12 protein-coding genes are annotated in these 15,191 nt (G+C 49.7%); 11 read left to right on the plus strand and 1 reads right to left on the minus strand.

Going from position 1 to position 15,191, the window contains the following annotated elements:
* Positions 1–120 precede the first annotated feature (120 nt).
* The 5 genes from MYS68_RS38085 to MYS68_RS38105 all read left to right on the plus strand — a co-directional run bounded on the left by MYS68_RS38085 (position 121) and on the right by MYS68_RS38105 (position 7,223).
* Entirely contained in the window at positions 121–2,190 is a 2,070-nt protein-coding gene (locus tag MYS68_RS38085) for a hydantoinase/oxoprolinase family protein (RefSeq protein ID WP_248930723.1), read from the plus strand.
* Positions 2,191–3,993 (plus strand): hydantoinase B/oxoprolinase family protein, encoded by a 1,803-nt coding sequence (locus MYS68_RS38090; RefSeq protein ID WP_248930724.1) that lies wholly within the window; start codon positions 2,191–2,193, stop codon positions 3,991–3,993.
* Positions 3,990–4,811, plus strand: coding sequence for a PfkB family carbohydrate kinase (locus tag MYS68_RS38095; RefSeq protein ID WP_248930725.1), 822 nt, complete (start codon positions 3,990–3,992; stop codon positions 4,809–4,811). The genes MYS68_RS38090 and MYS68_RS38095 overlap by 4 nt, the downstream gene beginning before the upstream one ends.
* Positions 4,812–4,987: 176 nt before the next feature.
* The gene (locus MYS68_RS38100) at positions 4,988–6,148 is read left to right on the plus strand and encodes a Gfo/Idh/MocA family protein (RefSeq protein WP_248930726.1); all 1,161 of its coding nucleotides are present in this window, start codon (positions 4,988–4,990) and stop codon (positions 6,146–6,148) included.
* A 1-nt stretch (position 6,149) separates the two neighbouring features.
* Complete coding sequence (locus tag MYS68_RS38105) at positions 6,150–7,223, plus strand: Gfo/Idh/MocA family protein (protein ID WP_248930727.1); 1,074 nt, start codon at positions 6,150–6,152, stop codon at positions 7,221–7,223.
* Between the two features lie 71 nt (positions 7,224–7,294).
* Here MYS68_RS38105 and MYS68_RS38110 read toward each other — a convergent pair whose 3' ends face one another.
* Positions 7,295–8,200, minus strand: a complete 906-nt coding sequence (locus tag MYS68_RS38110) for an AraC family transcriptional regulator (RefSeq protein WP_275983660.1) — start codon at positions 8,198–8,200, stop codon at positions 7,295–7,297.
* A gap of 182 nt (positions 8,201–8,382) precedes the next feature.
* Between MYS68_RS38110 and MYS68_RS38115 the strand changes: the two genes are divergently transcribed.
* The 6 genes from MYS68_RS38115 to nudK all read left to right on the plus strand — a co-directional run bounded on the left by MYS68_RS38115 (position 8,383) and on the right by nudK (position 14,999).
* Entirely contained in the window at positions 8,383–8,673 is a 291-nt protein-coding gene (locus MYS68_RS38115) for an ArsR/SmtB family transcription factor (protein ID WP_248930729.1), read from the plus strand.
* A 74-nt stretch (positions 8,674–8,747) separates the two neighbouring features.
* The gene (locus MYS68_RS38120) at positions 8,748–9,929 is read left to right on the plus strand and encodes an MFS transporter (RefSeq protein WP_248930730.1); all 1,182 of its coding nucleotides are present in this window, start codon (positions 8,748–8,750) and stop codon (positions 9,927–9,929) included.
* Between the two features lie 19 nt (positions 9,930–9,948).
* The gene (locus MYS68_RS38125) at positions 9,949–11,193 is read left to right on the plus strand and encodes an ISL3 family transposase (protein WP_248930731.1); all 1,245 of its coding nucleotides are present in this window, start codon (positions 9,949–9,951) and stop codon (positions 11,191–11,193) included.
* A 76-nt stretch (positions 11,194–11,269) separates the two neighbouring features.
* Entirely contained in the window at positions 11,270–12,649 is a 1,380-nt protein-coding gene (locus tag MYS68_RS38130) for a phospholipase D-like domain-containing protein (RefSeq protein ID WP_248930732.1), read from the plus strand.
* A 172-nt stretch (positions 12,650–12,821) separates the two neighbouring features.
* A complete protein-coding gene (locus MYS68_RS38135) occupies positions 12,822–14,015 on the plus strand; it encodes a MerR family transcriptional regulator (RefSeq protein ID WP_248930733.1) in 1,194 nt (397 codons plus the stop codon).
* Positions 14,016–14,999: a GDP-mannose pyrophosphatase NudK gene (gene nudK / locus MYS68_RS38140; protein ID WP_248930734.1), complete on the plus strand. Its 984-nt coding sequence runs from the start codon at positions 14,016–14,018 to the stop codon at positions 14,997–14,999.
* Positions 15,000–15,191: the final 192 nt, after the last annotated feature.

The following is a 15,191-nucleotide window of genomic DNA, read 5'->3' on the forward strand; positions in this document are numbered from 1 at the left end:
ACAAGTAATACGTGAGATATTACATTCATTTCCCCATATCCGAGCTATATAATTCACTTGGGGAACGATTGATAGGCATTCAAATGCATGATACTGGCAAAAAAGAGGGAGGCAAGCGGCATGCGTTACATGGTTGGTGTCGACGTAGGAGGCACCTTTACGGATGTGACGTTGGTGGAAACGTCGTCCGGCAAAGTGTTGAATCATAAAGTACCTTCTACGCCTGCAGATCCGTCTCGCGCCATAATGACAGGCGTCGAACAAATTTTGGCTCAAAACGGTATCGCGGTTTCGGAAGTCGGGTATTTGGCCCACGGAACAACGGTAGCAACGAATGCGCTCATTGAAAGAAAAGGTGTAAAAACCGGGTTGCTCGTAACCAAGGGCTTTCGCGACTTGCTTGAGATCGCCCGCCAAACCCGACCGAAACTTTACGATCTGTTTGCAGAGAAACCTGAAACGGTCATTCCCGGATTTTTGCGCCACGAAGTGGACGAGCGCTTATATGCAGACGGATCCGTGCGCAAGGAAATCGACATGGACAGTTTGCGTGAAGCGGTGGATGCATTGAAGAAAGAAGGAGTTAGGTCCATTGCCGTCTGCTTCCTGTTCTCGTACATCAATCCGGTTCATGAGAAGATCGCAGTGGAAGAGATCAAACGGTTGCTGCCGGACGTGTATGTGTCGGCGTCCCATCAGGTGGTGCCTGAATTCAGAGAGTACCCCAGGTTGTCCACGACTTCGCTCAACGCTTACCTCGGCCCGGTCATGGAGCATTACATGGTGAATTTCCAAAACTCCGTGCGTGCTGCGGGGCTTCCGGTCGATCCGTATATCACTCAATCAAGCGGAGGCATTATTTCGATTCAGGAGTCGGTAGCGAATCCGGTTCGTACGGCCGTGTCAGGCCCGGCTGCGGGTGTGGTGGCGGCTGCGTATGTTTCGGAGCTGACCGGCCTCAAAAATATGATTACCTTCGATATGGGCGGAACTTCGGCGGATTTCAGCCTTATTGAGAACGGAGAGCCCAAAGTTTCCATGGAAAGAGAGATCGAAGGTTTCCCGGCCAGGGTTCCCATGCTGGATATTTATGCCTGCGGTGCGGGAGGCGGTTCCATCGCATGGCTGGACGCCGGGGGAGCATTAAAGGTCGGCCCTCAAAGTGCGGGAGCCACTCCCGGCCCGGCCTGTTACGGCCACGGCGGCCTGCTCCCGACCGTAACCGACGCGAATGCGCTGCTCGGCAGATTAAATCCCGGCGGTATTCTTGGCGGCCGGATGGCGCTCGATCTCGATGCGGCTGCGAAGGTGATTCAGGATAACATCTGCTCGAAAACGAATTTGTCCGTTCTGGAAGCTGCGAGCGGAATCATTTCGGTCGTCAACGCCAACATGGTCAGGGGGATTCGGCGCATTTCCGTGCAAAAAGGATATGATCCGAGAGAGTTTACGCTGGTATCGTTTGGCGGCGGCGGCGGTCTTCATTGCGGAGCGCTGGCCAGGGACCTGAATATTCCCAAAGTGCTTATTCCACCGGCGCCCGGCACGTTTTGCTCGCTTGGACTTTTGGTTACCGACATCCGCTCGGATTACGTTCGCACGGCATTGTTTGAACCAAGCGAGAAACATTTGAAAGACGTGCAAGCTCTTTTTGACAGCATGCAGGAGGAAGGCGCAAAATTGCTGGAGAAAGAGGGGATCGAGCCGTCCAAACGGAGATTTATACTGCATATGGATATTCGGTTCGTCGGTCAAAACTATGAACTGTCGATTCCTGTGGATCGGGAAGAATTGACAGCGGGCGGACTGGACATGATTGTCCGGCGTTTTCACGAGCAGCATGAAAAAAGCTACGGATATTCGAATAAAGCCGGCAAAATTGAATTTGTCAACTATCGATTGACCGCACTCGGCGAACTGCCGAAGGCCAAAATCGAAAAACGGGAAGCCGGTCAAGTTCGCACGCCCGAACCTGTATCCAAACGCCAGGTATATTATTCGGAAGTCGAAAAACCGGGCTTCTACGAAACGGCCATTTATGAAAGAACTCAATTGGCGCCGGGCGACCGTATTCATGGGCCGGCCATTATCGAGCAAATGGACACGACAACCTTGATATTGCCCGGACAATCGGCACAAGTGGATGAGTATTTAAATCTGCTGATCCATACTTTTGGCGAGGTGATATAAATGAAGCGGCGAATTGATCCGATTACCCTCGAAATTATAAGCAACCTGTTGCTTTCCGTTTCGGAAGAGATGGGGATCACCCTGATCAAAACGGCTTATTCCACGAGCATTAAGGAAAGAAAAGACGCGGCAACTGCAATTTTCGATGCCAAGGGGCAGTTGATAGCACAAATGGAAAACGTTCCGATGCTGCTTGGTTCGATGCTGAGCGTGGTGCAGGAGCTTCTCAAGAAAGAGCCGCCCGATAACATTAAACCGGGAGATATGTTTATTACAAACGATCCGTATGCAGGCGGCGGAACCCATTTGCCGGATATTACCATGGTCGCTCCGGTTTTCGTACAAGGGAAGTTGGCTGCCTTTGTTGCCAACATCGCACACCATTCCGATCTTGGCGGTATGGTTCCCGGGAGCACATCGGCAAATGCGGACAGCATTTTTCAAGAGGGTATCCGAATTCCTTTGGTGCGAATTTGCCGTAACGATGAAGTGCTGCAGGAGACGTTTCAATTCATCCTGCTCAACAGCCGGACTCCCCGGGAGCGCAGCGGGGACCTGCTGGCGCAAATCTCAAGCAATAAGGCCGGCGTTAAGCGGCTTGCCGAGGTCATAGCCAAGTATGGTCCGGATTATTTTGCGGAATGTACGGATGCGCTTTTGGATTATGCCGAAGAATTAATGCGGGCGGGGATAAGAACCATTCCCAACGGGATCTATACGTTTGAGGATTATTTGGATGATGACGGACGGGATTTGGAGCGGACCATTCCGATTCGGGCTTCCATCACGGTTAAAGACGATTCCATAAAAGTGGATTTCACAGGCACAAGCCCTCAAGTGACCGGCCCGCTGAATTTGGTTTATTCCGGCACACTGACTGCGGTTTTTTATTGCCTGAAAGCGATTGCGGGCCAAGAAACATTCTCCAACGCCGGGATTTATCGGGCTATCGAGCTCGTTGCACCGGAAGGTACGATCGTCAATTGTTCCCAGCCTGCTCCTGTCGGTGTGCGTGTGGACACAAGCCAGAGGGTATGCGACGTATTGTTCGGCGCATTCGGCCAAGCCGTTCCCGAACGCGTGCTGGCGGCTTGCAACAGTTCGGTTACTTCAGCTATTTTCTCAGGCGTTAATCCCGCCACAAATCATTATTTTGTTTACCTCGAAACGATTGCCGGCGGCGCCGGGGCGCACAGCAGCGGAGACGGGTTGAGCGGGGTACAGGTTCATATGACGAATACGTCGAATCTGCCCGTTGAAGCGTTGGAACGCGAATATCCGATTTTGATAGAACGGTATCAATTGTGTACGGATTCGGGCGGTCCGGGGAAATTCAGAGGCGGATTGGGCATTCAAAGAGATTACCGCATCCTTGCGGATCACCTTGAATTTACCGGACTCGGCGAGCGGCACAAATTGGCGCCCTGGGGTTTGGCCGGCGGAGGAGAAGGGGAAAGAGGCAGCTTCTGGTTAACCCGCAGCGGCCAGCAGACGGAAAAATTGAAGTCCAAGCTTTCAGGATTGGTATTAAACAAAGAAGACTTGATCAGCGTTCGTACACCCGGCGCCGGCGGCCACGGCACTCCTTCGGAACGCCCTCCGGAACAAGTTTTGCATGATGTTCGGGAGTCTAAAGTATCCCTGGACAAAGCTCGCAGCGAATATGGCGTTGTATTGGAAAGGACTTACGACGGGGAACTGTTGATGGACGAGGTGGCGACCAGTCAACTGCGAAAGTCCTTGTCCTTGCAGCCATCCGCTGAAAATCGGAAGACACATGCGGAAGGCAGCTTATTGAAATGAAATTGTTGGCTATCGGAGATAACGTTGTCGACTTTTACAAAGACCAGGGAATGATGTATCCGGGGGGCAATGCGCTGAATGTCGCGGTCATAAGCAAGCGATACGGTGCGAAAGCTGCCGGTTATTTAGGGGTTATCGGGACAGATGCAGCTGCGGATCATGTCGTTCATTGTATGGAAGACGAGGGAATCGATTTCTCCCGTATCCGGGTGGTGGTTGGCGAGAACGGCGAGGCGCAGGTCGCTGTCAACGAAGAAGGCGACCGCGTTTTTATCGGGACCAATCGTGGAGTTCGGGTTCAATCATTGGTCACTTTACAATTAACGGCAGACGATATCGAGTATATAAATGGCTACGATGTGATCCATTCCAGTGTAAACAGCGATTTCGAGAACGAACTGCCGAAAGTTTCGCATAAGGAAGTTTCTTTTGATTTTTCCACCTCAAAAAAATGGAATCCGGAGTATTTGGAGCGCATTTGCCCACATATCAACTATGCGTTTTTCTCGGGCAGCGATATGCAGCTGCAGAGCATGAAAGACCTGTTTGAGCTTGTTCACCGATTTGGCGTTGAGGTTGTGGGGGTGACACGCGGTGAAAGGTCTGCGCTGTTTTCAATAAACGGAGACATCTTTGAACAACCGACTCTTCCAACAAAAGTCGTGGATACAATGGGAGCCGGCGATTCGTTTATTGCCGGGTTTCTTACGCATTATGCGGATGCCAAAGATGCTCGTTATGCTTTGTCCAAAGCGGCGGAAATCGCGGCCCATACATGCACTTATTACGGCGCATTCGGTTACGGGAAAACAAAGTAGCCGAGAAAGGAAATGGCGAGACATTCCGGTTTTTCCGGGATGTCTTTCTTTTTGTCAGAGGAGAAACGCAATGCAGCGTTATTTTTATCGCATTAGAGAAGGACAAATCAATCGGTATATTGGTTATCATTAATTTGAAAACAAGATTCCGGAGTTAAACAAGCGGAGGGGTGCAAATGTTAAAGGTAGCCATTATCGGCGCAGGGGCCATTTCGACAAGTCATATCGAAGGTTATCTGCAATTCAAGGATCGCTGTAAAATCGTCGCCATAAGCGATGTTTACCCCGAAAAAGCTCAGGCGAGGGTTGAAAAATACGGGCTCGATGCGAAAATCGTGCAGGATTACAAAGATCTGCTTCATGACGGAATCGATCTTGTATCCATATGCACTCCGCCTTATGTGCATGCCGAAATCGCCATTGATTTTCTGAATGCGGGCAGCCATGTGGTGATTGAAAAGCCGATGGCGGCTTCGCTGAAGGAATGCGACGATATTAACGAAGCGGCCGGTAAAAACGGTAAAATTGTGTCCGTCATTGCACAAAATCGTTTTAGAAATGCGATGATGAAATTGAAATCCGTTCTGGACAGCGGTTTGGCCGGGAAAATTCTTCACGCCCAGGTTGACTCCTATTGGTGGCGCGGACATTGCTATTATGACTTGTGGTGGCGCGGAACATGGGAGAAGGAAGGCGGGGGCCCAACCTTGAACCATGCGGTTCACCATATCGATGCTCTGCTTTGGATGCGGGGGCGTCCGAGCCAGGTGCAGGCTTTCATGAGCAACGTTGCTCACGATAATGCCGAAATCGAAGATTTATCCATTGCCATGCTGCGTTATCCGGATGGAACTTTGGGTCAGGTCACAAGCTCGGTAGTCCATCACGGGGAGGAACAGCAGATCGTTTTCCAAGGATTAAACGCCCGTATATCCGCTCCATGGAAACTGAAGGCGTCGGTCTCCAAGCCAAACGGATTCCCTGAACCGGATACGGAACTGGAAACGAAAATTCAGCAGTATTATGACAGCCTACCCGATCTTCCCTATCAAGGGCATACGGCACAAATCGATAACGTGCTTACGGCCATTGAGACCGGTTCGCCCGTGCTTATCGACGGAATCAGCGGTCGCGACACTTTGGAATTGATCATGAGTATTTACAAATCGGCAAGCACCGGCGAAATCGTTCAACTGCCGCTGCAGCCGGACGATCCGTTTTATACCCGAGAAGGGGTGCTGAAACATGTCACCTACTTCTATGAGAAAAATAGCCACGTTGAAAACTTTGCGGATATGGCCATTACTACAGGAAGTCTTGAGGAAGGGAAAAAATAAGATGGATCATAAGAGCGGAATGTTTTACGCCCCTAAGGGGAAGCCGAATCCGGTTTGCGCCCCCGGGGAATTTCGATTTGCGGCAATCGGTTTGGATCATGGGCACATCTATGGAATGAGTCAAGGTTTGATCGAAGCCGGCGGCCAACTGGATTGGGTGTACGATCCGGACCCGGCGAAGGTGGCGGCATTTCAGAATAAATTCCCTCATGTAAAGGCTGCCCGTTCGGAGCAGGAGATCTTGCAGGACAGCGGCATCCGCCTCGTTGCGGGAGCGGCTATCCCTTCGGAACGATGCGCGTTGGGGCTCCGCGTCATGTCGCACGGGAAAGACTATTTTACCGATAAGGCGCCGCTTACGACATTGGAACAATTGGAGCAGGCGAAGCAAAAGGCGGCCGAAACGAAGCAAAAATATGCGGTCTATTACAGCGAACGTCTTCACGTGGAGAGCGCGGTTTATGCAGGCCAGCTTATTGAACAGGGAGCCATCGGGCGTGTAGTGCAGGTGATAGGCTTGGGGCCGCATCGAATCAATGCCAATAGCCGGCCGGACTGGTTTTTCGACCGCGACCGCTTCGGAGGAATCCTTTGCGATATCGGCAGCCATCAGATCGAGCAGTTTTTGTATTATACCGGCGCGAAGAACGCCGCTATTGCTCACAGCAAGAAGGCGAATTATCATCATAAGCAGTATCCCCAATTCGAGGATTTCGGCGATGCGACCTTGGTCGGAGAAAACGGCGCCACCGGATATTTCCGGGTAGACTGGTTTACTCCGGACGGTCTATCCACCTGGGGCGACGGGCGTACGACGATTCTCGGCACGGACGGTTACATTGAGCTGCGTAAATATGTGGACATCGGCAGAAATCAGAAGGGCGACAACGTTTATCTGGTCAATTCCGAAGGGGAGCATTACTGGAATGTGTCCGGCCAGGTCGGTTACCCTTATTTTGGGCAGTTGATTCTCGATTGCATCAACCGTACGGAAAACGCGATGACGCAGGAGCACGCATTCAAGGCGGCCGAGCTCAGCGTGATTGCCCAGCGCAATGCGGCACACATAGAATAGCGGAAAGGCTCGTATGCCTGCTTGGCAGGTTACGAGCTTTTTTGTTGCCCCCAAAAAGTACCGGGAATAAGCTACAAAGGTTTATTTTTCGGGGGATTTGTTCTGCTCCACCTTTTGCGGTATTGGTGGGGCGTCGTGCCCATGCGGGATTTAAAAAATTTGCAGAAATACGAGCTGTTCGTAATCCCGATTTCTTCGGCGATCAGGGTGATCGGCTTATCGGTTGTGGTCAGCAGCATGACGGCCTGATGCGTCCTTCGGGTAGCGATGTATTCCGTGATGCTGATGCCGACCGCTTCCTTAAACAAATGGGACAAATGATAGGTCGTCAGATGAAGCTCCTTCGACATGTCCTCCAAATGGAAGGGCATGGCATAATGGCGTTCGATCCAGATCAGTATTTGTTCCACATGGCGATTTTTGCGGGTGCGCAGCGGCGTGATTTGATCCCGCTGTGTTTGCCATAATGGCTTTAGACTGCGGAATGCCGATACGAGAAACAAAGAAATTTCCTCAAGCTGCTCCGCTTCCGTTAAGGTGGGGACCTTTTGCTGCATACTCTGAAACACGGTTACCAGCTCATGTGTGTCTTCTACTCCATATATACAGGGAGATGGAAGTTTACTTAAATACATGTTTCTGTAAAATGCATTAAGGGCGGGCCATTTTTCAAAATAGGAATCAAACGTCGCCGGCTCGAAGATGGCAATGGAACGCTCAAAGGTCTGGTTATCGGAATAATCGAGCTGGAGATGGTGAAACTGGTAAGGCTGGAAAATGCAAACCATCCCCGGTCTGATCGCATAGCTGACATTGTTCACGATCATGGTCCCTTTGCCTTGATGGATCAGCAATATTTCGAGGCCCCGATGGGAATGAAACGTTTCCTTGTGTTGGTTATTCGCACTGAGACGTCTATAAGCAAAATATAAAGGCCCTTCGCTTAAATCTCTGCTTCTGCTCTCACGGGAAGACAAACGGATCCACTCCAGTTAAGCCGGTTTAAATAGTTTAATTTCAATATATCCAATCATATAAGTGTAAACAAGACCTGGTTTATACCCCGCACTCGCCGAAGTCATTTCACTTATAAATCGGAGAATGTGGTGGTATTTTTCTAAAGACTTGATTTGTAACGATATCTTAGTACAATAGTTTTATGACTACTCAAATAATAACAAATGATGAGCTCAGAATCAAAATATTCAAAGCATTAGCTGATGAAACAAGACTGGATATCATTCGAGCTCTATACGCCGGCAAGAAGGAAATGAATTGCGGAGAAGTAAGAAACATTCGCGATACTTCCAAATCGAATACTTCGTATCACTTGCGTACTTTAAAGGAGGCGAAATTAATCAACGTACGAAAAGATGCCCAAACAAAGTATACGAGTCTCGATTTGGAGACTTTTCAAACTTACTTACCTGGATTTCTGGATACGTTGTAGAAGGGAATCTCTTTTTTTTCTTCATTAGTTCAATAATCATTGAACTATAGAACAATATGAAAAGGGTGGATACCATGTTAAGATTAACAATCTTATTATTCCTCGTCATGTTTGTCATCGGTACGGATACTTTTTTGATTTCTCCGCTTATCCCCACGCTCCAACAATTGTTTCATATCCCGACCGAATCTGCCGGTTGGATGGTCGGAGCCTATGCTTTAGGGTATGCCCTATTCGCGCTGATTGCCGGACCGCTTTCCGATGGTTGGGATCGCAAAAAGGTCATGCTTTCCGGCATGGTATGCTTCTCGGTTTCAACCCTGTTGTGCGGCTTTGCCACAGGTTTTTGGTCGATGTTCTTATTCCGTTTTTTAGCCGGAGTCAGCGCGGCATTTACGGCTCCTCAAGTCTGGGCCGCGATCCCTGCCCTGTTCAGAGCGCCGAAGATCGCCAAAGTATCCGGAATCGTTATGGCCGGCGTGGCTGCTTCCCAAGCGTTCGGCATCCCTATTGGAAGTCTGCTTGCCTCCATCCATTGGTCTTATTCTTTTTTTACAATCGGAACATTCGCGTTATTTGTGGCAATATTCATCCACTATGCTTTGCCCGAAATGAAACCGGATCAAGGCCAAATAACCAAATCTCCTATTTTCAGCAGATACATCCCGCTATTGAAAAGTCCAATGGCAAGAAGAGCTTTCTTCGCTCATTTCTTGTTTCAATGCGGATTCTTTGCTGCCTTTTCTTTCATCGGAAAATGGGTGACGGATCGCTTTCACCTTTCAATCGATCAAGCGGGGTATGTGATGTTTTTTCTCGGTCTCGGGAATATAGTCGGGAGTCTCTGCGGTGCCTATGTGATCAAAACATTAAACCGTTTCAACACGTTGGTTGCGGGCTTTCTTGTCTCTATTGCATGTTTTATTGTTTTACCCCACTTGCCATCGGTTGCGGCTTTCGAAAGTGTTTACTTTTTCATATTCGTTACCATGGGAATCGCTTTTCCACTCATATTGGGAATGCTGAATTCATTAAATCCGACCATCCGCGGCACAATCTCCAGCTTGGCCAGTTCGGTCATGTACGCCGCGACAACGTTCGGTTCTTGGATCGCAGGCCTGATTTACGCATCTTTTAACGGTTTTTCCGCCGTTGGCTTGTTTGCGGCCATTTGCTTTGCCGGTTCGTTGTTATTGTTTAAATTCAGCGGTATTTTGGCCAGTGATGCGAAAACAAAGAAGGAGTTTGCAGCATAAATGCATAGAAGAAATTCAAATGGATATTTTAAATCTTTCGAAATTCAACATCTTAAGTATTTGTGAGAATGAATTCGAATTTCTAATTCAAGTGGTGGCGAACTCTCTACCTTTGACTTGCCCTCATTGTGGATGTACAGCCAACCTTTACAAACACGATAGCAGGGAACAGATTTGTATGGACTTACCAATTCACGGCAAGCGTGCAGGGCTTCTTATAAAGCGTATGAGGTATCGCTGCAAAGACTGCAATCGAACCTTTTGGGAACATCTAAACCACACCATAGACGAAAAGCGAAATTGCACCAAACGTTTATTGTCTTATATAGAAAAGCAAAGCCTTAAACGCACGTTTGTCAGTATATCCGAGGAAGTTGGATTGCATGAAAAAACGATACGCAGCATCTTTCGTGATTACATCAACCGTCTTGAAGAAACTCATCGATTTGAAACACCTAATTGGCTTGGGATTGACGAAATACACATGATTAAGCCAAGATGCGTTTTAACCAATATTGTGGAACGTACTTTGTTAGACGTTTTGCCCAATCGTAACAAGGAATCCGTAGTAGGCTACCTCTCACGCCTTCCAAATAAAGGACAAATACAATACGTTACTATGAATATGTGGCAGCCATATAAGGACGCCGTGAGAGCTGTACTGCCAAAAGCTCTTATCATTGTCGATAAGTTTCACGTTGTCCGTATGGCAAACCAAGCGTTAGAAACCATCCGCAAACAGCTTAGAGAGGGGTTATCACCGAAGGAACGGCGTGGGCTCATGCACGACCGCTTTATTCTCTTGAAACGCCATAATGAGCTAACAGAGATGGATAAGATAACTTTTGACCTATGGACGAATAAATACCCTTCTCTCAGCATTGCATATAACTTGAAGGAATCATTTTTTGACTTATGGGATAGCGATAGCAGACAAAAGGCTTACCTCAAATACCACGATTGGAAGGCCGAGATTCCAAATGAACTCCAAATGGCTTTTGAGCCTCTTACATGGGCTGTGGACAACTGGGAAGAAGAAATATTCGCCTACTTCGACCACCGCGTTACGAACGCTTATACAGAGTCACTGAATAGCCTTATTCGTCTCGTAAACCGGTTGGGTAGGGGTTATTCATTCGAAGCTTTGCGAGCCAAAATTCTCTTTACAAAAATCAAAATGCCACCTCGTGAAACGGAAGAACCGACTCTGCTTGGCGTTGATATTTCCACTTTGATTGAGATATTGGAGAAGGGCGTTTCATAAATTAATATAATAAAAAAATTTCTTCCTTCCAGGTTGTGATAGGATGATCTTATCCATTTGTGAAGGAGGAGTCACGGTGACTTCCATTATCAATGTGCAGTCACATATCCCTTGTCTTGCATCCGGATCGTATCCCGTAAGATACGGCAATTCCGTGCATCCGCTGGTTGACAGCGCTCCGACCTTTAGGCGCATTTGCGAGGCGATCGAAAACGCGCAGATTAGCGTTTGGCTCTCGATTACTTTCATGGCACCGGATTTCCGGATGCCGGACGGTCGCGGAACCATTCTGGATGTGCTGGACCGCGCGGCAGCGCGAGGGCTCGATGTTCGGATTCTCTTCTGGCGCCCCAACCCGGAGAGCAGCGGTTACGGCCAAGCTTTTGCAGGCTCCAAGGAAGACCATGATATGCTCGCCGCACGGGGATCGCGATTTCGCGCCCGTTGGGATCGGGCATTCGGTTATTATTGCCAGCATCAAAAAATTTGGCTGATCGATGCAGGCCATCCGTCCGAGACGGCCTTTATCGGAGGAATCAATCCGACCTTCCAAACCTTCGAACCCGGCCATATCGGGGAAAATCAGCGCCACGATATTTATGTCGAAGTAGCGGGGCCGTCCGCAACCGATGTGCACCACAATTTCGTGCAAAGGTGGAATGAGGCCAGCGAAAGGATGGAGGCCGACGGGGTATGGGGGCATACCGGCGACGACGAATTGCCCTTTCCGTCCCAAGTATCCGCTCCTCGAGGAAATACGTCGGTACAAATCCAAAGGAATGTCTATAAAGGCCGCTACAGCAATAGCTGCCCTACTCCCGAAGGCAGCCCGTTCGATATCGTTGAAGGCGAACATTCTGTTTCCGAGCAATACCTGCAGGCGATTGATGCGGCTCGCCGTTCCATCTACATCGAAAATCAGGCTCTCCCGATTCTGGAGATCGCTTCCAGACTGGAGGATGCGTTAAAGCGCGGCGTAGATATCGTATTGCTCGTTCCGGCCAATCCCGAGGATCATGTGCGGGCGGCCCGCAGAAACCCGGAACGCAAAGCGTTCTTCGATCGGATAGAAGCGCTCGGCCGGTATGAAAAATTCGCTTTGGTCGGAATTGCCGGTCCTGACGGACAAGGAGGACGCAGCCATATTTACGTGCATGCCAAAGTCATGCTGGTCGACGACGTGTGGATGACTATCGGGTCATGCAACCTGCACTCGAACTCGTTTTTCGGCCATACGGAAATGAATGCGGCGATATGGGATGAGGAAGCGGTGCGCGCATTTCGCAGGCAGCTTTTGTTCGAGCATCTCGGACACGATACCGGACATCTCGATGACCGCGCCGCCCTGCAGCTTTATCGGGATATTGCGTACGATAACCGCCAAAAAGCGGAGCGGGGCGACTACAACTGGCAAGGTCTTGCGTTTAGTCTGGAACCGTCAGCTTACGGCGCGTAATCAAACCTGTCTTTCGATCGCCCATATCCGGCTTGGCGATTCATTTTAACCGGGAACCAACTCCTTAAGGAGGCGGTTCCTTTTTTGTTTTTGTAAAAATCGCTTGCGGGTGACGTTACGTAATCAGATATACTGGATCTAACGTTTACTATGGTCTATACGGAGGGGGGAAATGTTCTTGAAAAAAAGCACATTTTTTACGACAGGACAGCTGGCTAAGCGGACGGGATTATCTCTTCGAACCTTGCGGTATTATGACCAGATAGGACTGTTGACTCCGGACAAGGATCAAACGGGAGCTGTGAGAAGGTATGGAGTGGACGACCTAAGCCGGCTGCAGCAAATTCAAACGCTGAAGTACGTGGGGTTGTCATTGGAGGAGATCAGGAGCATTTTGGCGGCGGAGATGGACTCAAGCGGAAAGATTCGGGACTCGCTTCTCGCTCAGTTGGATGTGCTGCGGCAAAAGATGCTCCATACCGAAAATGTCGTGAAGGCGATCCGCAGGGCGTTAGAGGAAGGAAACGCGTTAAGCGAGGGGGGATGGAACCATCTGGCGGACATTATTCAGGCTGTACAGACGGACCAGAAGTGGGGGGAACAGTATCGGAGTCCGTCCCGGTTACAATCCCGAATGCACCTGTATGACCGTTTCAGCACCAATCCGCACGGATGGTACAAATGGGTGTTTGAGCAGCTTGGGCGGGAGCCGGACGTTCATTTGCTGGAGCTGGGCTGCGGGGACGGCGCCTTGTGGCAGCGCAACGCCGATCGCATTCCGGAGAGTTGGCGTATCACATTGACAGATCTGTCCGAAGGGATGGTGGAGGAGGCGCGGAGCCGGCTCAAAGATCTGCCCCAATTTAAATTTCTGGTAGCGGACGCGCAGGACATCCCCTTCCACGACGGGCAATTCGATAAGGTTATCGCGGGCAACATGCTCTATCATGTGCAGGATATCCCAAAAGCCATTCGGGAAATACATCGAGTTATAAAAAAAGGCGGCTGCTTCTACACCACGACGATGAGCTTGCGGCATCTGCAGGAGGTGGAGCAGCTCGGTATATCTTTTGACCCGGAGATGGAGGTCCTGGACCGCGTCATTGAGAGATTTCATTTGGGTAATGCGGATGAGCTGCTCTCGCCTTTCTTTCGCGAGGTTGAACCGTTCTTTTATGAGGACAGCCTAAGAATCACCGAAGCGCAAGCTCTGATTGACTACATGATCTCCACTCCTATGAATGCGCGGTCAAGACTGCAGGGAGCGGCACTGGACCGCTTTCGGACCTATGTTGAGCAGATTCTGGAGCGCGAAGGCGCTTTGCTCGTTACGAAAGAAAACGGAATGTATAAAGGGAGGAAATAAATGATGGAAACTCGCCACGCCAGAATCCGAAATGTTACAGAGGAGGTTTTGTCGGACAATTGGTATGTTCTGAAAAAAGTCACCTTCGAGTACCGTAAAGATAACGGGGTATGGGAAAAGCAGACGCGCGAAGTGTACGATCGCGGCAACGGCGCGACCATCCTCCTCTATAACCGGGAGAATCAAACCGTTGTGCTGACCCGCCAATTTCGAATGCCGACCTACAAAAATCAAAATCCTACGGGTATGTTAATCGAAACATGCGCCGGGTTGCTGGACCGGGAAACGCCGGAAGCAACCATTATACGCGAGACGGAGGAAGAGACGGGCTACAAGCTCAAGAAGGTTCAAAAAGTCGGAGAAGCTTACATGTCGCCGGGTTCAGTTACGGAGATCGTACATTTTTACGTCGCAGAGTACGACGCAACGATGGCATCGGGAAGAGGGGGCGGTCTCGATGAGGAGCAGGAGAATATCGAAGTATTGGAATTGCCGTTCCGCCAGGCATTGGATATGATACGAACCGGCGAGATTCGGGACGGGAAGACGATCCTGCTTCTTCAATACGCTGATCTGCACGGGCTGTTTGAACGTGAGGCGGATATTACGCCGCCCGGACAAAAACCGCTGCATATTCTTGTTGCCGGACCGTACAGATCGGGAACCGGCGACGATCCGAAGAGAATCGAACAAAACGTCCGATTCATGAACGAGGTCGCCCTGCAGATCTATGAAGCCGGGCATATGCCGGTTTTAGGGGAATGGTACGCGCTGCCGCTGATCGCCACCGCGGGATCAACCGGTATCGGTGACGGGACATTCAATTGCATTTTTCACCCGTCCGCGGTGCGTCTGATCAACCACTGCGATGCCGTGCTGAGAGTAGGAGGTCCGTCGACGGGGGCGGATGAAATGGTAAAGATCGGGAAGGAGAAGGGGAAACAGATCTTCGGGAGGCTTGAGGACATTCCAAAGCTGCATTAGAAAAAGACAACATCATGAACTGAAATTCGTTTTACTTATGGCTGACCATAGATATTTCGAATTTTCCTTTTCATGAAAGCCCCATTAATATGATTTTATAAGTTGAACCAAACATTTACATGTTGCAGCGGTCGGTTACGGCTCATGCTGGTGTAACGGTTGCAGTGGAGCTTAAACGGGCTAAATGGGTCA

This window comes from Paenibacillus hamazuiensis (assembly GCF_023276405.1).
GTDB lineage: Bacteria > Bacillota > Bacilli > Paenibacillales > NBRC-103111 > Paenibacillus_AF > Paenibacillus_AF hamazuiensis.

Bases quoted from the DNA above. Each gene is read 5' to 3' on its own strand.
- MYS68_RS38085 (WP_248930723.1), top strand. From the start codon at position 121: ATGCGTTACATGGTTGGTGTCGACGTAGGAGGCACCTTTACGGATGTG.
- MYS68_RS38090 (WP_248930724.1), top strand. From the start codon at position 2,191: ATGAAGCGGCGAATTGATCCGATTACCCTCGAAATTATAAGCAACCTG.
- MYS68_RS38095 (WP_248930725.1), top strand. From the start codon at position 3,990: ATGAAATTGTTGGCTATCGGAGATAACGTTGTCGACTTTTACAAAGAC.
- MYS68_RS38100 (WP_248930726.1), top strand. From the start codon at position 4,988: ATGTTAAAGGTAGCCATTATCGGCGCAGGGGCCATTTCGACAAGTCAT.
- MYS68_RS38105 (WP_248930727.1), top strand. From the start codon at position 6,150: ATGGATCATAAGAGCGGAATGTTTTACGCCCCTAAGGGGAAGCCGAAT.
- MYS68_RS38115 (WP_248930729.1), top strand. From the start codon at position 8,383: ATGACTACTCAAATAATAACAAATGATGAGCTCAGAATCAAAATATTC.
- MYS68_RS38120 (WP_248930730.1), top strand. From the start codon at position 8,748: ATGTTAAGATTAACAATCTTATTATTCCTCGTCATGTTTGTCATCGGT.
- MYS68_RS38125 (WP_248930731.1), top strand. From the start codon at position 9,949: ATGGATATTTTAAATCTTTCGAAATTCAACATCTTAAGTATTTGTGAG.
- MYS68_RS38135 (WP_248930733.1), top strand. From the start codon at position 12,822: ATGTTCTTGAAAAAAAGCACATTTTTTACGACAGGACAGCTGGCTAAG.
- nudK (WP_248930734.1), top strand. From the start codon at position 14,016: ATGATGGAAACTCGCCACGCCAGAATCCGAAATGTTACAGAGGAGGTT.